The organism is Nocardia sp. KT25-26 (assembly GCF_056627695.1).
Window position 1 is genome coordinate 2277950 of sequence record NZ_CM152813.1, and the last position, 19424, is coordinate 2297373.

Annotated in this window: 13 protein-coding genes; 12 read left to right on the plus strand and 1 reads right to left on the minus strand. The window is 71.5% G+C overall.

Annotated features, from left to right (window positions below; translation table 11 throughout):
* The first annotated feature begins 195 nt into the window (after window positions 1–195).
* The 9 genes from AC1HFH_RS10290 to AC1HFH_RS10330 all read left to right on the plus strand — a co-directional run bounded on the left by AC1HFH_RS10290 (window position 196) and on the right by AC1HFH_RS10330 (window position 14885).
* Window positions 196–1086: an ABC transporter substrate-binding protein gene (locus tag AC1HFH_RS10290; protein WP_480247197.1), complete on the plus strand. Its 891-nt coding sequence runs from the start codon at window positions 196–198 to the stop codon at window positions 1084–1086.
* A gap of 109 nt (window positions 1087–1195) precedes the next feature.
* Window positions 1196–2203 (plus strand): iron chelate uptake ABC transporter family permease subunit, encoded by a 1008-nt coding sequence (locus AC1HFH_RS10295; protein ID WP_480247198.1) that lies wholly within the window; start codon window positions 1196–1198, stop codon window positions 2201–2203.
* The gene (locus AC1HFH_RS10300; protein ID WP_480247199.1) at window positions 2200–3255 is read left to right on the plus strand and encodes a FecCD family ABC transporter permease; all 1056 of its coding nucleotides are present in this window, start codon (window positions 2200–2202) and stop codon (window positions 3253–3255) included. The genes AC1HFH_RS10295 and AC1HFH_RS10300 overlap by 4 nt, the downstream gene beginning before the upstream one ends.
* Before the next feature lie 4 nt (window positions 3256–3259).
* On the plus strand, window positions 3260–4081 hold the full coding sequence (locus tag AC1HFH_RS10305; RefSeq protein ID WP_480247200.1) for an ABC transporter ATP-binding protein: 822 nt from the start codon (window positions 3260–3262) through the stop codon (window positions 4079–4081).
* Between the two features lie 93 nt (window positions 4082–4174).
* Window positions 4175–11539 carry an amino acid adenylation domain-containing protein gene (locus tag AC1HFH_RS10310; RefSeq protein ID WP_480247201.1) on the plus strand — a complete coding sequence of 2455 codons (7365 nt, stop codon included), beginning with the start codon at window positions 4175–4177 and terminating at the stop codon, window positions 11537–11539.
* A 34-nt stretch (window positions 11540–11573) separates the two neighbouring features.
* Entirely contained in the window at window positions 11574–12566 is a 993-nt protein-coding gene (locus AC1HFH_RS10315) for an ABC transporter substrate-binding protein (RefSeq protein ID WP_480247202.1), read from the plus strand.
* Window positions 12563–13792, plus strand: a complete 1230-nt coding sequence (entS, locus tag AC1HFH_RS10320) for an enterobactin transporter EntS (protein ID WP_480247203.1) — start codon at window positions 12563–12565, stop codon at window positions 13790–13792. Before AC1HFH_RS10315 ends, entS begins: the two co-directional genes overlap by 4 nt.
* On the plus strand, window positions 13789–14631 hold the full coding sequence (locus tag AC1HFH_RS10325; protein ID WP_480247204.1) for a siderophore-interacting protein: 843 nt from the start codon (window positions 13789–13791) through the stop codon (window positions 14629–14631). Before entS ends, AC1HFH_RS10325 begins: the two co-directional genes overlap by 4 nt.
* Before the next feature lie 5 nt (window positions 14632–14636).
* Entirely contained in the window at window positions 14637–14885 is a 249-nt protein-coding gene (locus AC1HFH_RS10330) for a phosphopantetheine-binding protein (protein ID WP_480247205.1), read from the plus strand.
* Window positions 14886–14948: 63 nt separating this feature from the next.
* Here the strand turns inward: AC1HFH_RS10330 and AC1HFH_RS10335 are convergent, their stop codons facing one another.
* Window positions 14949–16598: a (2,3-dihydroxybenzoyl)adenylate synthase gene (locus AC1HFH_RS10335; RefSeq protein WP_480247206.1), complete on the minus strand. Its 1650-nt coding sequence runs from the start codon at window positions 16596–16598 to the stop codon at window positions 14949–14951.
* 106 nt (window positions 16599–16704) lie between these two features.
* Here AC1HFH_RS10335 and AC1HFH_RS10340 point away from each other — a divergent pair, with 106 nt between their 5' ends.
* Genes AC1HFH_RS10340 through AC1HFH_RS10350 form a run of 3 tightly spaced genes read left to right on the plus strand, consistent with a single transcriptional unit; the run spans window position 16705 to window position 19349 of the window.
* Window positions 16705–17508, plus strand: coding sequence for an SDR family oxidoreductase (locus tag AC1HFH_RS10340; protein WP_480247207.1), 804 nt, complete (start codon window positions 16705–16707; stop codon window positions 17506–17508).
* A gap of 9 nt (window positions 17509–17517) precedes the next feature.
* Entirely contained in the window at window positions 17518–18660 is a 1143-nt protein-coding gene (locus AC1HFH_RS10345; RefSeq protein WP_480247208.1) for an isochorismate synthase, read from the plus strand.
* Between the two features lie 23 nt (window positions 18661–18683).
* On the plus strand, window positions 18684–19349 hold the full coding sequence (locus AC1HFH_RS10350) for an isochorismatase family protein (RefSeq protein WP_480247209.1): 666 nt from the start codon (window positions 18684–18686) through the stop codon (window positions 19347–19349).
* Window positions 19350–19424 lie beyond the last annotated feature (75 nt).

The window sequence follows — 19424 nt, forward strand, 5'->3', positions numbered from 1 at the left end:
GCGAACACTTCCCGCTGGAAATTAGGTTAGGGTCATCTAACCTGATGGAAGGGAAGTGTTGTGTTGTCGAGTAGGGGCCGAGGTGGAGTGCGTGCCGTACCGCGGCGCCGGATCGGGCGGCTGGGTGCTGTTCTCGCGGCGTCGATCCTGGTGCCGGCCGGGCTCGTGGGTTGCGGTGACTCGTCGGAGCGTGACGTGGCAGCGCAGACTCGCGAGGTACAGGTGCGTGGCGCCTCGGTGACGGTCCCGGCGGACCCGGAGCGGATCGTCGTGCTCAACGGTTCGCTCGCCGGGTATCTGTACGACCTGGATGCGCCGGTGGCGGCGGTCGATCCGCGGCTGATGGGGGTCAACGATGTGACCGGTGGCTTCCCGCCGGTGTGGGCCGCCGACGCGCAGGAGCAGGGCACCGTGACGCTGCCGCTCGGTGATGCGCTCAACCTGGAGTTCGTGGCCGCGCAGCAGCCGGACCTGATCATCGGTGGCGGCCAGGGCTATCCCGGGAAGCTGTCGGTCGACAACTACGACCAGCTCGCCGCGATCGCCCCGACCGTGCTGGTGCCGGCCGAGATGACCGAATGGCAGGATCAGTTGCGGCTCATCGCCGACGTGGTCGGCGAGTCGGGTCAGGTGCAGCCGATGCTCGACGCCTATCGGGACCGGCTGGCCGAGGTCCGCGCGGCGATCGAACCCCCGGTCGGTGCGGTCACCTATTTCCAGTCCCGCGAGGACGATGTGACGACGATCCTGGCGCCGGATGCGGTATTGCCCCGGCTGCTCGCCGAACTCGGTTTCGAGGCCGATCCCGATGTCCTGGCCAAGGCGGGCAATCCGGAGCGGCCGCAGTCGGCGGACTGGGCGACCTTCAGTCCGGAGCTGCTGTCGACCGTCGTCGACGCGCCCAATGTCGTGGTGATTCCGCTCAACGACGCCCCCTCGGTCGAGGAGCTCGCCGAAGATCCGATGTACCAGCAGCTTCCGGCCTTCCGCTCGGGTAACGCCTATCAGCTCCCGGCAACCAGCTACCGGCCGGACTACCGCGGCGTCATGAACACCCTGGATCTGGTCGAGGAGCAGTTCGGGTAGCCCGGCTGTCCAGATGTGATAAGGTAAGCCTAGGCTTAGTTGATCTAGGTAGTGAATTCGGTCGGCGCCGATCCCTGAGCGCCGGTTCGGGGTGTGGAGGCGGAATCCGATGGACGAGGCGCAGGCGTGGCGGCGCTGGGCCGGATGGTTGCTGACGGCCGCCCTGCTCGCGGGCGTGATCGCGCTGAGTGTGCTGGTGGGTGCGAAAGCATTGCCGGTCGGCGAGGTCTGGGCGGCGCTGCGCGGCGCCGGCCGGCCCACGGTCGAGGTGATCGTGACCGAGTATCGGGTTCCACGCACGCTGCTGGGCCTGCTCGCCGGGATGGCCCTCGGGGTCGCGGGATGCCTGATGCAGGGCCTGACTCGCAACCCTCTCGCGGACCCGGGGCTACTCGGCGTCAATGCCGGGGCGGCCTTCGCCATCGCACTGGCGGTGGCCTTCCTCGGGGTCACCGCGGTCACCTCCTACGTGTGGTTCGGTTTCGCCGGTGCGGCCGTGGTGTCGCTGGTGGTCTACCGGCTGGGCACCGCCGGCCGCGGTGGTACGGATCCGATCCGGCTCACCCTGGCCGGGGTGGCGGTCACCGCGGTGCTGTCCGGGCTCACCAAGGGACTGATCCTGCTGAACCCGAACGCCTTCGACGAGATGCGGAATTGGGATGCCGGATCGCTGACCGACCGCGGCTACGACGTCATCGCCGGGATCGCGCCGTTCGTCGTGGCGGGGGTGATCGCCGCGGTGATCGCCTCGCGGTCCTTGAATGCGGTCGCACTGGGCGACGACCTCGCCCGTGCGCTCGGGGTGTCGGTGGGCCGCACCCGGCTGCTCACTGTCGGCGCACTGACCCTGCTGTGCGGCAGTGCCACCGCCGCCGTCGGGCCGATCACCTTCGTCGGGCTGGCGGTGCCGCATATCGCGCGCTGGATCGTCGGACCCGATCAGCGCTGGATCGTCGGATATTCGTTGTTGCTGGCACCGAGCCTGGTGCTGGCAGCGGACGTGCTGGGCCGGTTGATCCTGTGGCCCGACGAGGTGGCCGCCGGGCTGGTGGCCGCCTTCCTCGGTGCGCCGGCGCTGATCTGGCTGGCCCAGCGCTCCCGGGCGGTGGCCGCATGACCCCGGATATCGACTTCGGTCGCCGGACCCTGGTGCTGCGGTCCCGGACCGGGACCGTCACCGCGCGGGCCGGGATGCGGACGGTTGTCGTCTGCGCGGTGCTGCTCGGGCTGACCGCCGTGCTGGCGGTGCTGGCGCTCGGCTCCGGCGACTACCCGGTGGCCGCCGACCGGGTGGTGCGCGCGCTGTTCGTGGCCGACGATTCCTTCGAACGGGTCGTCGTGTGGGAGTGGCGCTTCCCCCGGGTGGTGCTGGCTGCCGCGCTGGGCGCGGCGCTCGGTGTCAGCGGGGCGATTCTGCAGTCGGTGACCCGTAATCCGCTGGGCAGCCCCGACATCATCGGGTTCAACACCGGCGCCTACACCGGCGCCCTGGTGGTCATGCTGATCACCGGCGGCAGCCCCACCGCGATCGCCGCGGGCGCGCTGATCGGCGGGCTCGGTGCGGCCCTCGCGATCCAGCTGCTGGCGTTTCGCCGCGGTGTCACCGGATTCCGGCTGATCATCGTGGGAATCGGGGTCAGCGCCATGCTCGCCTCGGTCAACACCTGGCTGATCCTGCGCGCCGAACTGAATGCCGCGATGTCGGCCGCGGCCTGGGGGATGGGTTCGCTCAGCGGCGTGACCTGGGCGCAGGTGCTGCCGACGGTACTGATCCTCGCGGTGCTGGCCGGCTGCTGCCTGCCCGCGGCGCCGCGGCTGCAGATGATGGAACTCGGCGACGACGCGGCGCGGGCGGCCGGGCTGTCCGTCGGCCGGGCCCGGCCGGTGCTGATCGTGCTGAGCGTGGCCCTCACCGCGGTCGCGACCGCGGTCGCCGGACCGATCGCCTTCGTCGCCCTCGCCGCACCGCAGCTGGCGAAGCGCCTGGCCCGGACACCGTCGATCGCGCTCGCGCCGGCCGCCGCGATGGGCGCCGTGCTGTTGCTGCTCTGCGATTGGCTCGCCCAGCGGCTGTTCGCGCCGACCGCGCTGCCGGTCGGGGTCGTCACCGTCTCGATCGGCGGTATCTACCTGGCGTACCTGCTGGTCGCCGAAGCTCGAAGGGGATGACACGATGAGTGACGAAGCGGCACAGCCGACCCGGCTGCGGGCGGACCGGGTGCGCCTGGGTTACCGGGGACGCACCATCAGCGACCAGCTCTCGGTGGACATTCCGGACGGTGCGTTCACCGTGATCATCGGCCCGAACGCCTGCGGCAAGTCCACCCTGCTGCGCGCGCTGGCGCGGCTGCTGGCCCCGGAATCGGGTTCGGTGCTGCTGGACGGGAAGCCGATCACCGCCTACCCGGCCAAAGAAGTGGCCCGGCAGGTGGGGTTGCTCCCGCAGTCCTCCCTCGCCCCGGACGGTATCCGGGTCGCGGATCTCGTGGCTCGCGGACGGTATCCGCATCAATCGCTGTTGCGGCAGTGGTCGCAGGCCGATGCGGAGGCGGTGGCCGCGGCCATGGCCGCCACCGGGGTGGCCGAACTGTCGGCCCGCCCGGTCACCGAACTGTCCGGCGGTCAGCGGCAACGGGTCTGGGTGGCCATGGTGCTCGCGCAGGATACGCCCGTGGTGCTGCTGGACGAACCGACCACCTACCTCGATATCGCCCATCAGATCCAGTTGCTGGATCTGTGCCGATCGCTGAACCGGGACTCCGGCCGCACCGTCGTCGCGGTCCTGCACGACCTGAATCATGCCTTCCGGTACGCCGATCACCTGATCGCGATGCGGGACGGGCGGGTGGTGGCCGCCGGTGCGCCGGGTCGGATCGTCACCGCCGACCTGGTGCGCGAGGTGTTCGAACTGGACTGCCGGATCGTCGACGACCCGGAAACCGGTACGCCGCTGGTGGTTCCGTCGGCACAGCAGGGTGTGCGCCAGTCATTGTGACGGCCGACACGTTCCCGGACGGAGCTGTTTCCCGATAAGTAAAGATAGGCTAACCTTCCTTCTTGGAAGTTGTTGTGAGGGAAGGGAGCTGCAGTGTTGCCAGGGGAGCCGGCGAATTCGGCAGGCGGCGACCGGTTGCTTCCGCTGACGGGACCGCAGCTCGGCATCTGGAACGCCCAGCGTTTCGATCCGGAATCCGGCCGCTACCTGGTCGGTGAGGTGCTCGAGATCACCGGCGACCGGCCGATCGACGTCGAACTGCTGGCCGAGGCGATCCGGCGCACGGTGGCCGAGGCGGAGAACATGCGCCTACGGTTCCGCGACACCGCCGACGGCCCCAGGCAATTCGTGGTCGCCGAACCGGCGCGGCTGCGGCCGGAGGTGGATCTGCGGGCCGCCGCCGACCCACGGGCGCTGGCCCACGAGGCGGTCGCGGCCGAGCGGCATCGCGCGGCCGAATACTGCCGGACGATGACCGATCGGCAGCTGTACAACTACACCCTGGTCCGGCTGACCGACTGCGAGATCTGGTGTGTGCAGCTCTACCACCACCTCATCGTCGACGGATACAGTGCGGCACTGCTGTCACGGCGCGTCGCCGCGCACTACACGGCCCTGCGCCGCGGGACCGCGGCGCCGAAGGCCCGCTTCGGCCCGATCGCCGCGCTGATCGACGAGGAGCGGGACTACCGGGCGAGCGCAGCGTTCGAGCAGGACCGGGAATTCTGGCGGGCCCAACTCACCCCGTGGCCGACCCTGGACGGGCGGGGTACCCACGTCGGTGGCGCGGTGGAACGCACGATCCGGGCCGAGGCGGTGGTATCCGGTGAAGCCCTCGCCGCGCTGCGGGAATCCGCGCAGCAGTGCGGTATCACCTGGGCCGATGCCCTGGTCGCCGGGTTCGCCGCCTTCCTGAGCCGCTGCCTCGGCACCGGCGATGTGGTGCTGTCCATGCTGCTGATGGGCCGGGTCGGCCGGGCCGCCCTGCGTACCCCGGCGATGGCGGTGAACGTGCTGCCGCTGCGGGTCCGGGTACACGCCGACGACCGGCTCGACACCCTGGGCCCCCGGGTGGCCGCCACCCTCGCGGAGATCCGGGCACACCAGCGCTACAGCGGTGACGATCTGGCCAAGGACTGCCGGGGCAACGATGCCGGTGCCTTGCTGCACGGCGTCGGCGTGAATCTGAAGGTGTTCGATTTCGCCCTCGATTTCGACGGTGCCCGCGGTGTGCTGCGCAATGTGGCCGGCGGGCCACCGGAGGATCTCGGGCTCACCGTCACGCCGCAACCCGACGGGACCGTCCTGCTCGGCTTCGAAGCCGATGCCCGCACCAACGCCGCCGCAACGGTATACCGGCGGATCGACGGCCTGGTTCGGGCCCTCGAGGCCTTCACCGGTGCGACGCGGCCACCGGTCGGGGCGCTCGAACTGCTCGACGCCGGAACCCGGCGCGGCCTGCTCGAGCAACGGGCCGGGCAGTCGCGCACCGCCGTCCCGGAACTCGTGCCGCAGGCACTGGACCGGTTGGTCGCCGACCGCCCGGATGCGATCGTCCTCGACACCGGGAACGGGCCGATCACGGCCGGCGATTTCGGCCGGCAGGTGGACCGGCTGGCCGACCGGCTGCGCGCGCACGGTGTCGGCCCCGAGGTGGTGGTCGGTCTTGCCTTACCCCGCTGCGCGGAGCTCGTTGTCGCGCTGTTCGCGGTATGGCGAGCCGGTGGGGTGGTACTGCCACTGGACCCGGAACATCCGGTCACCCGGCTGCGGGGCATGATCGACGATGCCGCACCGGGCCTGGTGCTCGGCGACCCGGAGTCGGGTGCGGCTCTCGGTGTGCCGGTGCTGGATCCGGCGACCGCGGCACCGGACGAACCCGCCGACGGTCCGGCGGTCGGGCCCGCCCAGATAGGCGCCGACCACGGCGCCTATCTGATCTACACATCGGGTTCGACAGGCCGGCCCAAGGGCGTCCTGGTGGCGCACGGTGCCCTGGCCGGGCTGCGGGCCGCACACCGGGACGGCATGTATGCCACGGCGCGGGAGCGCGCCGGCAGCCGGGCGGTGCGGGTCGCCCACACCACGTCGTTCGCCTTCGACGCCGCCCTGGACCCGGTGCTGTGGCTGCTGGACGGGCACCGCGTGCACTTGTACGACAGCACGATCCGCCGTGATCCGGCCGCCCTGGTGGCCGCGTTCGCCCGGGACCGCATCGATATCGTCGACGGCACACCCGGCTTCGTCGCGGGGCTGCTCGATCACGGTCTGGCCGGGGTCGCACCGCAGCTGCTGGCACTGGGTGGCGAGGCCTGCCCACCGGATCTGTGGGATCGCATACGCGACACCGGCATAGCTGCGATGAACCTGTACGGTCCGACCGAGGCCTGTGTCGATGCCGTCGCCGCACCGGTGGCGGGGGCCGAGCCCGGGATCGGGCATCCGCTGCCGGGGACCCGGGTCTACCTGCTCGACAACGGGCTGCAGCCGGTGGCCGACGGTGAGATCGGTGAACTCCATCTGGCCGGCCCGCAGCTGGCGCGCGGCTATCGGGACCGCCCGGCCGGCACCGCGGACCGATTCGTCGCCGACCCCTACGGCCCGCCCGGAGCCCGGATGTATCGGACCGGCGATCGGGCACGCTGGATCCCCGGCCTCGGCTACCGATACGAGGGCCGGGTCGACAACCAGGTCAAGATCCGCGGACACCGGGTCGAACTCGGCGAGGTGTCCGCGGCGCTCACCGCCCTGCCGCAGGTACAGGCCGCGGCAGCGGATATCCGGGAGATCGCCGGGCGCGCCGTGCTCATCGGCTATGTGGTGCCCGCGGCCGGTGATTCGACCGGTTTCGCGGAGCTCCGGACGCGGCTGGCCGATCGGGTGCCCGACCATATGGTGCCCGCGCGGCTGGTCTCGATCCCGGAACTGCCCTACACCGTCAACGGCAAGCTCGACCGTGTCGCACTGCCGGACCCGGAATCGGCGGCCGCGGGCCGGCCGCCGGAGACTCCGGCCGAGCGGGCGGTGTGCGCGGCGGTGGCGGCGGCGCTGGGACACGATGCGATGAGCGTCGACGAGGACTTCTTCGGGGCCGGCGGGGACAGCATCACGGCCATCGCTGTCAGCAGCACGCTGCGCGAGCAGGGGCTGATCCTCACCCCGCAGGACCTGCTGACCCGGCGCCCGTTCGCCGAGCTCGCCGCGGCGGCCTCGGCTGCCGCCGGTACACCCGCTGCCGCGGGTGGCGCCGCTGCCGGCACTGCGATCTCGGTTCCCCCGGAACTGCTCGACCGGCTGAGCGCACGGTACGGGCCGATCGCCGACATCCTGCCGCTGTCCCCGTTGCAGGAGGGGTTGCTGTTCCATGCATTGCGCGACGGTGCCGCCGACGTGTACACCATGACCGCACGGTTCGTCCTGCACGGCCCGGTCGACCCCGACCGGCTCCGGGCGGCCTTCGACCACATGCTGGCGCGGCACCCGAACCTGGGTGCGGCCTTCCGCTACGAGGACCTGGACCGGCCGGTGCAGATCGTTCCGCGCACGCCGGCCGCCGCCTGGGACGTCGTCGACCTGCGTGCCACCCGGCCCGGCGCCGCCGAAACGGCGGCCGCGGAACGAGAGGCCGCGCTGCGGGCCGAGCCGTTCGACATCGCCGAACCGCCGCTGCTGCGGGTGCTGCTGCTGCGCATCACCGACACCGTGCACTGGCTGGTGCTGGCCGCTCACCATCTGCTCGCCGACGGCTGGTCGGTGCCGATCATGCTGCGCGAGACCCTCGCCCGGTACGCCGGGGCCGACGCCGAACTGCCCGAGCCCGGTCGATACGCCGACTACCTCGGCTGGCTGGCCGCCCGGAACGCCGCGGCCGACGCCGACCGGTGGCGGCGCTATCTGCACGGTCTGGCGGCGCCGTCGCTGCTCGGCCTGGCCGGTCGTCGCGCGCCGGTGACCGAGCTGGCCGTACCGCTGCCGGCGGACGCGGCCACCGCGGTCGCGGCCGTCGGCCGCCGGTACGGAGTCACGGTCAGCACGCTGGTCCAGGGTGCCTGGGCGGCGGTGCTGGCGGGCGAACTGGGCCGCACCGATGTGGTTTTCGGGACCGTGATCTCCGGCCGCCCGGCCGAGCTGCCCGGTGCCGTCCGCACCGTGGGGCTGTTCAGCAATACGGTGCCGGTCCGGATGCAGCTGGATCCGCAGCGGCCGCTGCCCGACCAGCTCCCCGAATTCCAGCAGCAGTGCTTCGAGTTGCAGGCACACGGGTATCTGGATCTGGCGACCGTCGAACGGGCCGCCGGTCTCGGCAGGTTGTCCGATTCGCTGGTCGTGGTCGAAAACTTTCCGAAACCACCTGCCGCCGAGGAGGATTCCCCCGCTCCCCGAGTCGCTGACGTGGTGGTGCACAGCCGCACCCACTATCCGGTCACGGTGACCGCCTGGCCGGGGGAGCAGCTGCACGTGCTGCTGCACCACGATCCGGCCGCCGTCCCGGCATCCGCCGCCGGGCGGATGGCGACCCGGCTGGCCGAGGTGCTCACCGCGCTCACCCGGGACGGCGACTCGCCGATCGAGGTGCCCGGCCGCCCGGGCACCTGCGGTGACACCCTGGCGACGTGGCGGACGGCGGATCCGGTCGATCCGGCGGCCCCGGCGGTCACCGCGGGCGAACGAACCCTCACCCACGGCGATTTCGACGCCCGCGTCCACCGGCTCGCCCGCCGGTTGATCGGGCAGGGGATCGGCCCCGAAACCGTGGTGGCCGTTGCCATGGACCGCAGTATCGAACTGCTGGTCGCTGCACATGCGGTGGTCCGGTCCGGCGGCGTCTACCTGCCGATCGACCCCGGCCAGCCCCGGCAGCGGATCGAGCAGATCCTGGACACCGCCGCACCGGCACTCGTGCTCACCACCGAGGCGGACGGGTTCCGCACCGATCGGGCGGCCGTCCTGGTCGTCGGACCGGAGCCGGACCGTTTCTCGGCGGCGCCGGTCACCGACGCCGACCGGACGGCGCCGTTGCGGCCCGAACACGCCGCCTATCTGCTGTTCACCTCCGGCTCCACCGGGACACCCAAGGGCGTGGCGGTCACCCACGCGGCGATCGTGAACACCTTCGAATGGCTGCAGCGCCGGCACCGGTTCGGCCCCGGGGACAGCATGCTGTACCGGACACCCGCGACCTTCGATGCCGCACTGCTGGAACAGTTCCTGCCGGTGCAGGCCGGTGCCCGCATCGTTGTCGCGCGCCGCAACGGGCATCGCGACCCGTACTACCAGGCGGAGCTGATGCGGGCCGAGCGGGTGACCGCCGCCCAGATGACCTCGTCGATGCTCACCGTGCTCGTCGAGGAGGGCGATCTCGACGGATACCACGACCTGCGCTGTGTGTTCACCGGCGGGGAACCCCTGCCGCCGGACACCGCGCGGCAGCTGCGCGAGCGCACCGGCGCCCAGGTGAACAACCTCTACGGGCCGACCGAAGCCGCGGTCTGCATCACCTGGCACGAGACCACCGCCGCCGACACCGTTTCGGTGCCGATCGGGCGGGCCGCCACCGGTGCCGGGGTCCGGGTACTCGACGAGCGGCTGCGCCCGGTGACCTCCGGGGAGATCGGTGAGCTGTACCTGACCGGAACCCAGCTGGCGCGTGGCTATCTGGCCCGGCCCGAGCTGACCGCTGCGGCTTTCGTCGCCGACCCGGCCGGCGGCGGTGCACGCATGTACCGCACCGGTGATCTGGTGAAGTGGGGTGCACAGGGCGAACTGGAGTACCTCGGGCGCACCGACAGCCAGGTGAAACTGCGGGGCCAGCGGATCGAACTGGGCGATATCGAATCCGCCGTACTGGGCTGCGCCGGCATCGCCGCCGCGGTGGTGCTGCTGCGCGAGGACACCCCGGGTGACCAGCGCCTGGTCGCCTACCTGGTTCCCGGTGCGGACGCCCACATCGACATCGCGGCGGTGCGCGCCCGGCTCCGGGACATCCTGCCCGCCTACATGGTCCCGGCCGCGTTCGTCGTGCTCGACGAGGTCCCGCGCACCGCCAGCGACAAGATCGACCGCGCCGCCCTCCCCGCACCGGCACCCGGCCACGACGAAATCGTCGCGGAACCGGTTGCCGTGCAGCCGGTTGCGCCTGCCCGCAGCGGGATCGCGGGGCCGACGTGCGGTCGAACGGATTCCGGTACCCGTCCGGCGGCACCGGGGGGAACAGCCGCGGGGCACGGTGGTGATCCGGCGGAATCGGCGGGTGCGACGCCGGCGGCCGTCGGGGTGTCTCCGGGTACCGGCATCGTGGGCACTGCTCCCGATGGCCGATCGGGCACGCTCGTCGATGCCGTCCCCGCAGACACGCCGGAATCGGCTCGGATGACCGGTCGGCCGGGGCCGGGGCCGGGTACGGGTTCCGTGCCGGGCGGTGACCGTGCCGGGGCGGTGACTTCGGGTGGCTCCGTGCCGGGCTCCGTGCCGACCGCCCCGGTCGATCCGGACCCGGTGTCGGTGACCGCGATCCGCACCGCCATGTGCGAGGTGCTCTCGATCGATGCCATCGGTGTCGATGACGACTTCTTCGCCGCCGGTGGGCATTCGCTCAGTGCGGTGCGGCTGACCGGCCGGTTGCGCCGGTCCGGTCACAACACCGTGCTCGACGACGTGTTCGAGGCACCCACCCCGCGCGCCCTGGCCGGCCGGATCGCCGGCCGGACAGCGGCGCCGGCCGCCGACGACACGATGCTGGGGCGGCGGCTCGACCACGTTCTCGAACTGCGATCCGCCGGTGCGGGACTGCCGCTGTTCTGTGTCCACCCGGTCGGCGGCACAGCCTGGCAGTTCGCCCCGCTGGCCCGGATACTGCGCGCGGACCGGCCGATCGTGGGCCTGCAGCAACCGGCCCTGACCGGGACAGCCGTCGGCGCGGCCACCCTGGACGACCTCGCCCGGCACTATCTGGCCACCATCCGGCGGATCCAGCCGCACGGCCCCTACCATCTGCTCGGCTATTCGCTCGGCGGGAACATCGTGCACGCAGTGGCGGCCGCACTGGCCGCGGCCGGGGAACCGATCGCCTATCTCGGACTGATCGACTCGCATCCGCTGCCGAACCTCACCGAACAGGCGGCCCGCGCCCTCGACGACCCGGCCGAACTCGACCGGATGCTGCCCGAACTCCCCGAGGACGCACCGGATCTGGCCGCGGCCATGCGGGCCGCCGCCACCGATTCGCTGGGACTGGTTCCGGCCTCGGCCGTCCCGGAGCACGCCGGTCCGATGGCGCTGTACGTGGCCGATCCGGGCACCGCGCCCGACCGGGTCGAGGCGCAGCTGTCCGGCTGGCGCAGCGCCGGGGTCGATCTCGTGGTCCGGCGCCTGCCGTATTCACACTTCGAGATCGTCTCCCCGGCCGGCTGGGCCGAGGTCGCGGCGTTGCTCGACGCCGATCCGGCGCTGCAGTCCTGACTTTTCCCCGAAGAGAAAGAGAAGAAACACCCCCATGCCCCTGTATCGAACCGCGGGACGCCTGCGCACCACCGCCGCCCTGCTGACCTTGCTGCCCGCCGCCCTGGTCGGCTGCAGTTCCGATTCCGATGCCGACACCACCGACCGGACCCGGCAGGTGACGGCCGGCGACGCCACCGTCACCGTGCCCGCCGAGCCGGAACGGGTGGTGGTTCTCAACGGTGCGCTGGCCGGCTACCTCTACGACCTGGATGTGCCGGTGGCCGCTGTCGATCCGCGCGTGCTCGGGGTCAGCAACCGCACGGGGGACTTCCCACCGGCCTGGTCCGCCGACGCCGAGGAACAGGGCACCGAGGCGCTGCCCACCGGCGAGAGCGTGAACCTCGAGTTCGTCGCCGCCCAGCAGCCGGACCTGATCATCGGCGGCGGCCAGGGCTTCACCGCCCAGCAGTCCATCGACGCCTACGACCAGCTCGCCGCGATCGCCCCGACCGTGCTGGTCCCGGCCGAGATGACCGACTGGCAGGACCAGCTGCGCCTGGTCGCCGACATCGTCGGCGAATCCGACCGGGTGCAGCCGATGCTCGATGCCTACGAGACCCGGATCGACGAGGTCGCGGCCGCGATCGATGCTCCGGACGGGCCGGTGACCTATCTGCAGTCGCGTAAGGACAACAAGCCCACGGTGATCATGCCGGACGCGGTGCTGCCGGAACTGCTGGCGGAGGTGGGCTTCGAAGCCGACCGCGATGTGCTGGCCAAGGCCGGCAATCCGGAGCGGCCCGAGGCCGCCGACTGGGCCCGGTTCAGCCCGGAACTGCTGCCGACCGTCGTGGACGCCCCGGTGGTCGTGGTGATCCCGCTCAACGACGGCCGCTCGGTCGCCGAACTCGCCGAGGACCCGATGTACCGGCAGCTGCCGGCGTTCGAATCGGGTGACGCCTACGAATTCCCGGCCACCAGCTACCGTCCGGACTACCGCGGCGTGATGGACACCCTCGACCTGGTCGAAGAGCAGTTCCGGTGACCGCTGCCGCCGGCGTGCTGGTCGACGTCTCGCCGTTGCGGGAGAGCCGGGGCTTCCGGTGCCTCTTCGCGGCCCGGCTGATCTCCGTACTGGGCATCGGCCTGCTGATGGTGGCGCTTCCGGTCCAGGTCTATCAGCTGACCGGATCGTCGCTGCACGTTGCGGGGGTCACCACGACGACGGCGATCGCCCTGTTCGCGGGAAGCCTCGGCGGCGGGGTGATCGCCGATCGGTACGACCGGCGGACGGTCATCCAGTGGTCCCGGTCGGCGGCGGGCGCGGGCTTCCTGGTCCTGGGTGTGAACGCGCTGGCCGCCGAGCCGGTGATCACGGTGATCTACCTGGCCGCCGCGGTGGACGGCCTGGCCGGTGGGGTCAGCGGCTCGGCGTTGATGGCGCTGGTGCCGAAGCTGGTCGGCCGGGAGAAGCTGGCCGCGGCCGGCGCCCTGGTCACGCTGACCTCCGATCTGGGCACCATGATCACCCCGGCCCTGGCCGGGCTGCTGATCGCCGAAACCGGGGTCGGGGCCGCCTACTTCGTCGCCGCGGGCGCGACCGCCGCCACGGTGACGCTCATCCGGGCGGTCGGGCCACAGCCACCCCCGGAACGGGTGGTGGGCCACCCGCTGCGCGAGCTCGGCGCCGGCATCGGATTCGCGGTGCGGCATCGGGCCATTCGCTCGGTGCTGCTCGTCGGACTGGTGGCGATGCTGGTCAGCGGCCCGTTGGTGCTGTTGCCCGCTTTCGCCGAGACCGAACTCGGCGCCGGACCGACCACCCTGGGGCTGCTGTACGCCGCGCCGGGTGCCGGGGCGGTGCTCGGCTCGCTCACCAGCGGATGGATCGGCCGCACCCGCCGGCCGGGCCGGGCGCTGCTGGGTTCGCTGGTGGTCATGCCGGTGGGTGTGGTGGTGGCCGGGCTGGCGCCCTATACCGCGGTGGTCTTCCTCGGCCTCGCCGGATTCGGCCTCGGCCGGGCGGTGAACACGGTGCTGCGGTACACGGTCCTGCAACAGCAGGCGCCGGAGCAGATGCGCGGCCGGATGTCGGGCCTGCTGATGGTGCAGGCGGTGACCGGCACCGCGATCGGCTCGATGGTGGCCGGGCTCGCCGGTCACCTGTTCACGCCCGCGACCGCCTTGGTCGGGTACGGGCTCACGGTGCTGGTCGTCGGCGGCATCACCGTCGCGGTGGCCGGTGTCCCGCACGGAAAGGAGGAAATGTGACCGATCGAGCTGCCTACGCCGAGAACATCGCCGAGGTGCTGGCCGGTTCCCACGGTGCCAAGGTCGGCTATCCGATCGGCCTGCGCGAGGTGACGGTGCTGCGCAGTGTGCCGGTCGGCGCCGGACTGCTGCGAATCACCTTCGGCGGCCCGGAACTGGCCGGGTTCCACAGCTATGTGCCGGACGAACATGTACGGCTGATCTTCCCGGACGGCGACGGGATACTCCGGTTGCCGCGCCCGGACGGGCTGTCCCTGGAGTGGGGCAACCCCCGGCCGGTGTCGCGGGAGTACACCGTGCGCCGCTATGTCGCCGAGCCCGAGCCGGAGCTGGATATCGACTTCGCGATCCACCCCGGTGGACTCGCCTCCGACTGGGCGCGCGAGGCGGTGCCCGGCACCCGGATCCACATCGCCGGCCCGCCCGGCGGGATCGTCGTGCCGGACGGGTACGACGACTATCTGTTCGCCGGCGACATCACGGCCCTGCCCGCGATCGCCCGGTGGCTGGAGCGGCTGCCCCGCAATGCCTCCGGCTGGGCCTTCGTCGAGGTGACCGATGCCGGACAGCAGATCGACATCGACGCCCCGCCCGGTATGGCCGTGCGATGGGTGCATCGGGGTGACGCCGCCCCCGGAACCGGTGACGCACTGGAGAAGGCGGTCCGCAGCGTATCGGTGTCCGAAGGGCGCCGCGTCTACGTCTGGATGGCGGCGGAGGCCGGGGTGCTGCGGCCGCTGCGCCGTTGGGTCCGTACCGAGCTCGGGGTCGGGCGCGAGGACAGCACGATCGCCGGGTACTGGAAGCGCGGCATCGCCGATTTCGATCGTGAGGAGTGAGAACCATGGAAACGAACGGTGATCGGCCGGCCGAGACGCTGCGGGAACAGATCGTCGCCGATATCGCGGCCACCCTGGGGGTGCGTCCGGACGAACTGACCGTCGACACCGACCTGCTCGATGCCGGGCTGGATTCGGTCCGCATCATGACGCTGGTGGAGAAGTGGCGCAGTGCGGGCCACGAACAGATCGACTTCCCCACGCTCGCCGCGGATCCGGTGCTCGGGTCCTGGCTCGATGTGCTGGCGGCGTGACTCGCCGTGGCGGGCCGCAACAGCCGGCCGGGCGGCGCGGCCACGACCGCGCCGCCCGGCCGGTCAGCTGACCGGCGCGCGGTCGGCGAGTTGCCGGCGCAACTCCCGGCGGCTGGTCTTGCCGACCCCCGTCGCCGGGAACTCCTCGACCACGACCACCGCATCCGGCATCTTCCAGGCCGCCAGGCCGCCGGCCCGCACGAACGACCGGACGGTGCCCAGCGTGGGCGGTTCGGCCGGGTCCATCGGTTGCACGATGGCGCAGATCCGCTGTCCCAGCACCGGATCCGGCGTCCCGATGATCACCACGTCCCGGATGCCCGGATGGTCGAGCAACTGGGCTTCGAGCTCCTCGGCGGAGACCTTCTCGCCGCCCCGGTTCACCCAGTCCCCGGCCCGGCCGCGGACCGACAGATTGCCGTCCGGCCGGATGCGCACCACATCGCCGGTGCGGTACCACCCGTCGGTGGTGAAACTGCGCTCATCGGCGCCGGGGTTGTCGTAGTAGCCCCGAATCGTGTACGGGCCCTGTGTGATCAGGTTCCCATCCGTTCCGGCGGGCACCGCGTTTCCGGCGTCGTCGACCACCGCGATCCGGTCGTGTTCGGACATCGGCCGTCCTTGGGAGGCCACCACGACATCGATCGGATCGTCGAGCCGCGTGTAGCAGACGAGGCCCTCGGCCATGCCGAACACCTGCTGCAGCGTGACGCCGAGCGCGGGGCCGACCCGGTGGGCCAGTTCCTCCGGGCAGCGGGCGCCGCCCACCTGCACCACCTGCAGGCTGGACAGGTCCGGTGTACCACCGGCTTCGGCGCGTTCGACCCACAGCCGGGCCAGCGGCGGCACCAGCCCGGTGATGGTCACGCCGAAACGTTCGATCGCCCGGAATGCGGACGCCGGGGTGGGATCGCCGATCAGGGCCACCGTGCCGCCGGCCCACAGGACGCCGAGGATGCCGGGCGAGCTCATCGGGAAGTTGTGCGCCACCGGCAGGGCGGCGAGATAGACGGATTCGGGACCGAGTGCACAGATCTCCGCACTGCGCCGCACGCTGTACAGGTAGTCGTCGTGCGTCCGGGCGATCAGCTTGGGGATGCCCGTGCTCCCGCCGGACAGCTGCAGGAACGCCACCGCACCGGCATCGACGACGGGGAGTTCGCCGGGCGGGTCGCGGAATTCGCCGAGGTTCCGCGCACCGGCGGGCAGGTCCGCCGCATCGGCGTCGGTGACCAGCAGGACATGCTGCAGCGAATTCGTCTGCTGCCGGATCGAATCCGCGAGGGCGGCATAGTCGAACCGCTGATGCCGGCCCACGGTGATCATGGCGGTGGCCGCCGCGGCCCGCGCGATCGGCAGCAGTTCTGCCTGCCGGTGGGCCGGCAGGCAGAACACCGGGAGGGCGCCGATCCGGAACAGCGCGAAGATCACCTCGACGAATTCGGCACGGTTCGGCAGTTGTACGAGAACCCGGTCGTGCCGGCCGATTCCGAGCCGGCGCAGACCGGCCGCCAGGGACCGGGAGCGCGTGTCGAGTTCGGCGTAGGTCCAGCGGTGCGTGTCGTCGACCACGGCGATCCGGTCGGCGCCGGTGCGGACCCGTTCGTCGAGCAGCTCGCCGAAGGTCTGTCCGGTCCAGCACTGCCGGTCCCGGTAGTACCGGGCGGCTGTCTCGGGCCAGGGTACGAAGCCGGGGAGTGTGTTCGATGACATTGTCGGCCACCTCATTTCGGGAAATCGGCGCGGTCGCGGGGGACCGGCGGGGGCATCGGGCCGGATGGCCCACCCGTTTCTATCAGGTTAGGCTAACCTCATGTTCATGACCGATTCAGTGCCGCGGACAATCGTCGTCACCGGAGCCGCCGGTGGGATCGGCGCAGCCGTCGCCGCGGCGCTGTCCGCCGACGCCGGCGCGGTGGCGTTGTGGGACCTGGACCCGCAGGTTCATCGGGTTGCGCACGATATCGCTACCGGGACAACCGGATCGGTGCGCTCCGAGGTGGTCGATGTGGCCGATCGGGAGGCCGTCGGCGCCGCCTTCGACCGGTTCACCGCCGAGTTCGGCGCACCCGATGTACTGGTGCACACCGCCGGTGTCGTGCACGCCGCCACCGCGTTGGCCACCACCGCACCCGACTGGGAGCGGTGCCTGGCGGTGAATGCGACCGGCACCGTGCACGTCACCCAGCGCGCCGCCGCGGACATGGTGACGGCCGGTCGAGGCGCGATCGTCGTCGTCTCGTCCAATGCCGCTGCCACCCCGCGACTCGGCATGGCCGCCTACGGTGCCGCGAAAGCCGCCGCGGCCGCGTTCACCCGGTCGCTGGCCCTGGAGGTCGCGCCGCACGGGGTGCGGGTGAATCTGGTCTCGCCCGGATCGACGGACACCGCGATGCTGCGCGGCATGTACGCCACCGCGGGAGCCGGCACCGATCTCGATCCGGCCGCCCGGGCCGCGCTGATCGCGGGCGATCCCGCCGCGTATCGGCTCGGGATCCCCCTGCAGCGCATTGCCACCCCCGCCGAGATCGCCGCGGCGGTCCGGTTTCTGGTATCCGACGACGCCCGCCACATCACCATGCACGACCTGCGGGTGGACGGCGGCGCCACGCTCGACATGTGACCCGGGAGGATGATCACCATTTCCGAAGCAGCTGCAGACCTCGCGGAGGCCGCCTTTGTGCTGGCCCGTCCGCACGGCACCGTCTCCGCAACCGGCGGTGGCCCGGTATTCCGTTCCGCCGCAGCGGCAGTGGCCGCACTGCGCAGCGGCCGGGTCCGGCATATCGTCGGCGCCCTGCCGTTCGCGGCGGGTGCGCCGGCGGCCCTGTGGGCGCCGGACTCGTTGGCACTATCGGACCGGCGGTGGCGCCCGGCGCAACCGGCACTGCCGCCGGTCGAGATCGACGCCGCCGTCCCGGCACCCGATGAGCACGCCCGCCGGGTCGCCGCAGCGGTGGAACTGCTGGGCGATCCGGCCCACCCGATCCGGAAAGTGGTGCTGGCCCGGGCGATCCGGGCCCGGGCCGGGCGGCCCGTCCGGCCCGCCGACCTGCTGAACCTGCTGGTGTCGACCGATCCGGTCGGCAACGGATTCCTGGTCGACCTGTCGGCCGCCGGAGGCGAACGGCAGGGGCGGCACCTGGTGGGGGCCAGCCCGGAGGTTCTGGTCCGGCGCCACGGCACCGCCGTATCGAGCCATCCGCTGGCCGGGTCGGCCCGGCGCGGTGCCGACGAGGAATCCGACCGGCAGGCCGCACAACGGTTGCTGGCCTCGGTGAAGGACCTGACCGAGCACCACTACGTGGTCGATCAGGTCGGCGGCGTGCTCCGGGACCGGTGCGCCGATGTCGTCACGCCGGCCGGCCCCGAGCTGACCGGCACACCGCAGATGTGGCACCTCGGCACGCCGATCACCGCCCGGGTGTCCGGGCACGGGCCGTCGGCGCTGGAGCTGGCTGCCGCCCTGCATCCGACCCCGGCCGTCTGCGGTACCCCCACCCCGGCGGCCGCCCGGCTGATCGCCGAACTCGAGGGCGAACGGGGTTTCTATGCCGGTGCGGTCGGCTGGTGTGACGCCGACGGCAACGGCGAATGGATGGTGAGTATCCGATGCGGCGAACTCGCCGCCGACGGTACGACGCTGGTGGCACATGCCGGCGGCGGCATCGTCGCCGCCTCCGATCCGGCCGCGGAACTGGCCGAGACCACCGCGAAGCTGCAGCGCATCCTGCGGCCGCTCGGTATCGCCGAGCTGCCCGTGGCGACCGTATGACTCGACCCGATTCGGAGAACTGAATGGCTATTCCGCCGATCGCACCGTACTCGATGCCCATCGCGGACGAAGTGACCGCCGAGCAGGTGTCCTGGACCCTGGAATCCGGGCGCGCGGCGCTGCTGATCCACGATATGCAGCGCTATTTCCTGTCGGCCTACGATACCGGCCGTGACCCGGCCCGGTCCGCGATCGCGAATACGATCCGGCTCCGGAATCGCTGCCGGGAACTGGGGATCCCGGTGATCTACACTGCCCAGCCCGGCAATCAGCACCCCTCCCGGCGCGGCATTCTGGCTGACTTCTGGGGTAGCGGGATGGCGCAGGGCCCGGACACCGAGATCATCGCCGAACTGGCTCCGGAGCCCGAGGACATCCAGGTCACCAAATGGCGGTACTCCGCCTTCCAGCGCACCGATCTGCGCGAACTGCTCGGTTATCACGGCCGCGATCAGCTGGTGGTGACCGGCGTCTACACCCATATGGGCTGCATGCTCAGTGCGGCCGAGGCATTCATGAGCGACGTCCGGCCCTTTCTGGCGCTCGATGCCACCGCCGATTTCAGCCGTGACGAGCATGTGATGGCCCTGAACTACACCGCCCGGCGCTGCGGTGCGGTCGCAACGACCGATGACCTGCTCGATCAACTGGCGGCAGTGACCTACCCCACATCGATGACACCTGAGTAACACCTGAGCAACTACTTAGGTTAGGCTACCCTTTGGATATGGGTTGGCCTGTGCGGCAACAGCATTCGGCTATCA

Bases quoted from the DNA above. Each gene is read 5' to 3' on its own strand.
- AC1HFH_RS10295 (WP_480247198.1), top strand. From the start codon at position 1,196: ATGGACGAGGCGCAGGCGTGGCGGCGCTGGGCCGGATGGTTGCTGACG.
- AC1HFH_RS10300 (WP_480247199.1), top strand. From the start codon at position 2,200: ATGACCCCGGATATCGACTTCGGTCGCCGGACCCTGGTGCTGCGGTCC.
- AC1HFH_RS10305 (WP_480247200.1), top strand. From the start codon at position 3,260: ATGAGTGACGAAGCGGCACAGCCGACCCGGCTGCGGGCGGACCGGGTG.
- AC1HFH_RS10315 (WP_480247202.1), top strand. From the start codon at position 11,574: ATGCCCCTGTATCGAACCGCGGGACGCCTGCGCACCACCGCCGCCCTG.
- AC1HFH_RS10330 (WP_480247205.1), top strand. From the start codon at position 14,637: ATGGAAACGAACGGTGATCGGCCGGCCGAGACGCTGCGGGAACAGATC.
- AC1HFH_RS10335 (WP_480247206.1), bottom strand. From the start codon at position 16,598: ATGTCATCGAACACACTCCCCGGCTTCGTACCCTGGCCCGAGACAGCC.
- AC1HFH_RS10340 (WP_480247207.1), top strand. From the start codon at position 16,705: ATGACCGATTCAGTGCCGCGGACAATCGTCGTCACCGGAGCCGCCGGT.
- AC1HFH_RS10345 (WP_480247208.1), top strand. From the start codon at position 17,518: ATGATCACCATTTCCGAAGCAGCTGCAGACCTCGCGGAGGCCGCCTTT.
- AC1HFH_RS10350 (WP_480247209.1), top strand. From the start codon at position 18,684: ATGGCTATTCCGCCGATCGCACCGTACTCGATGCCCATCGCGGACGAA.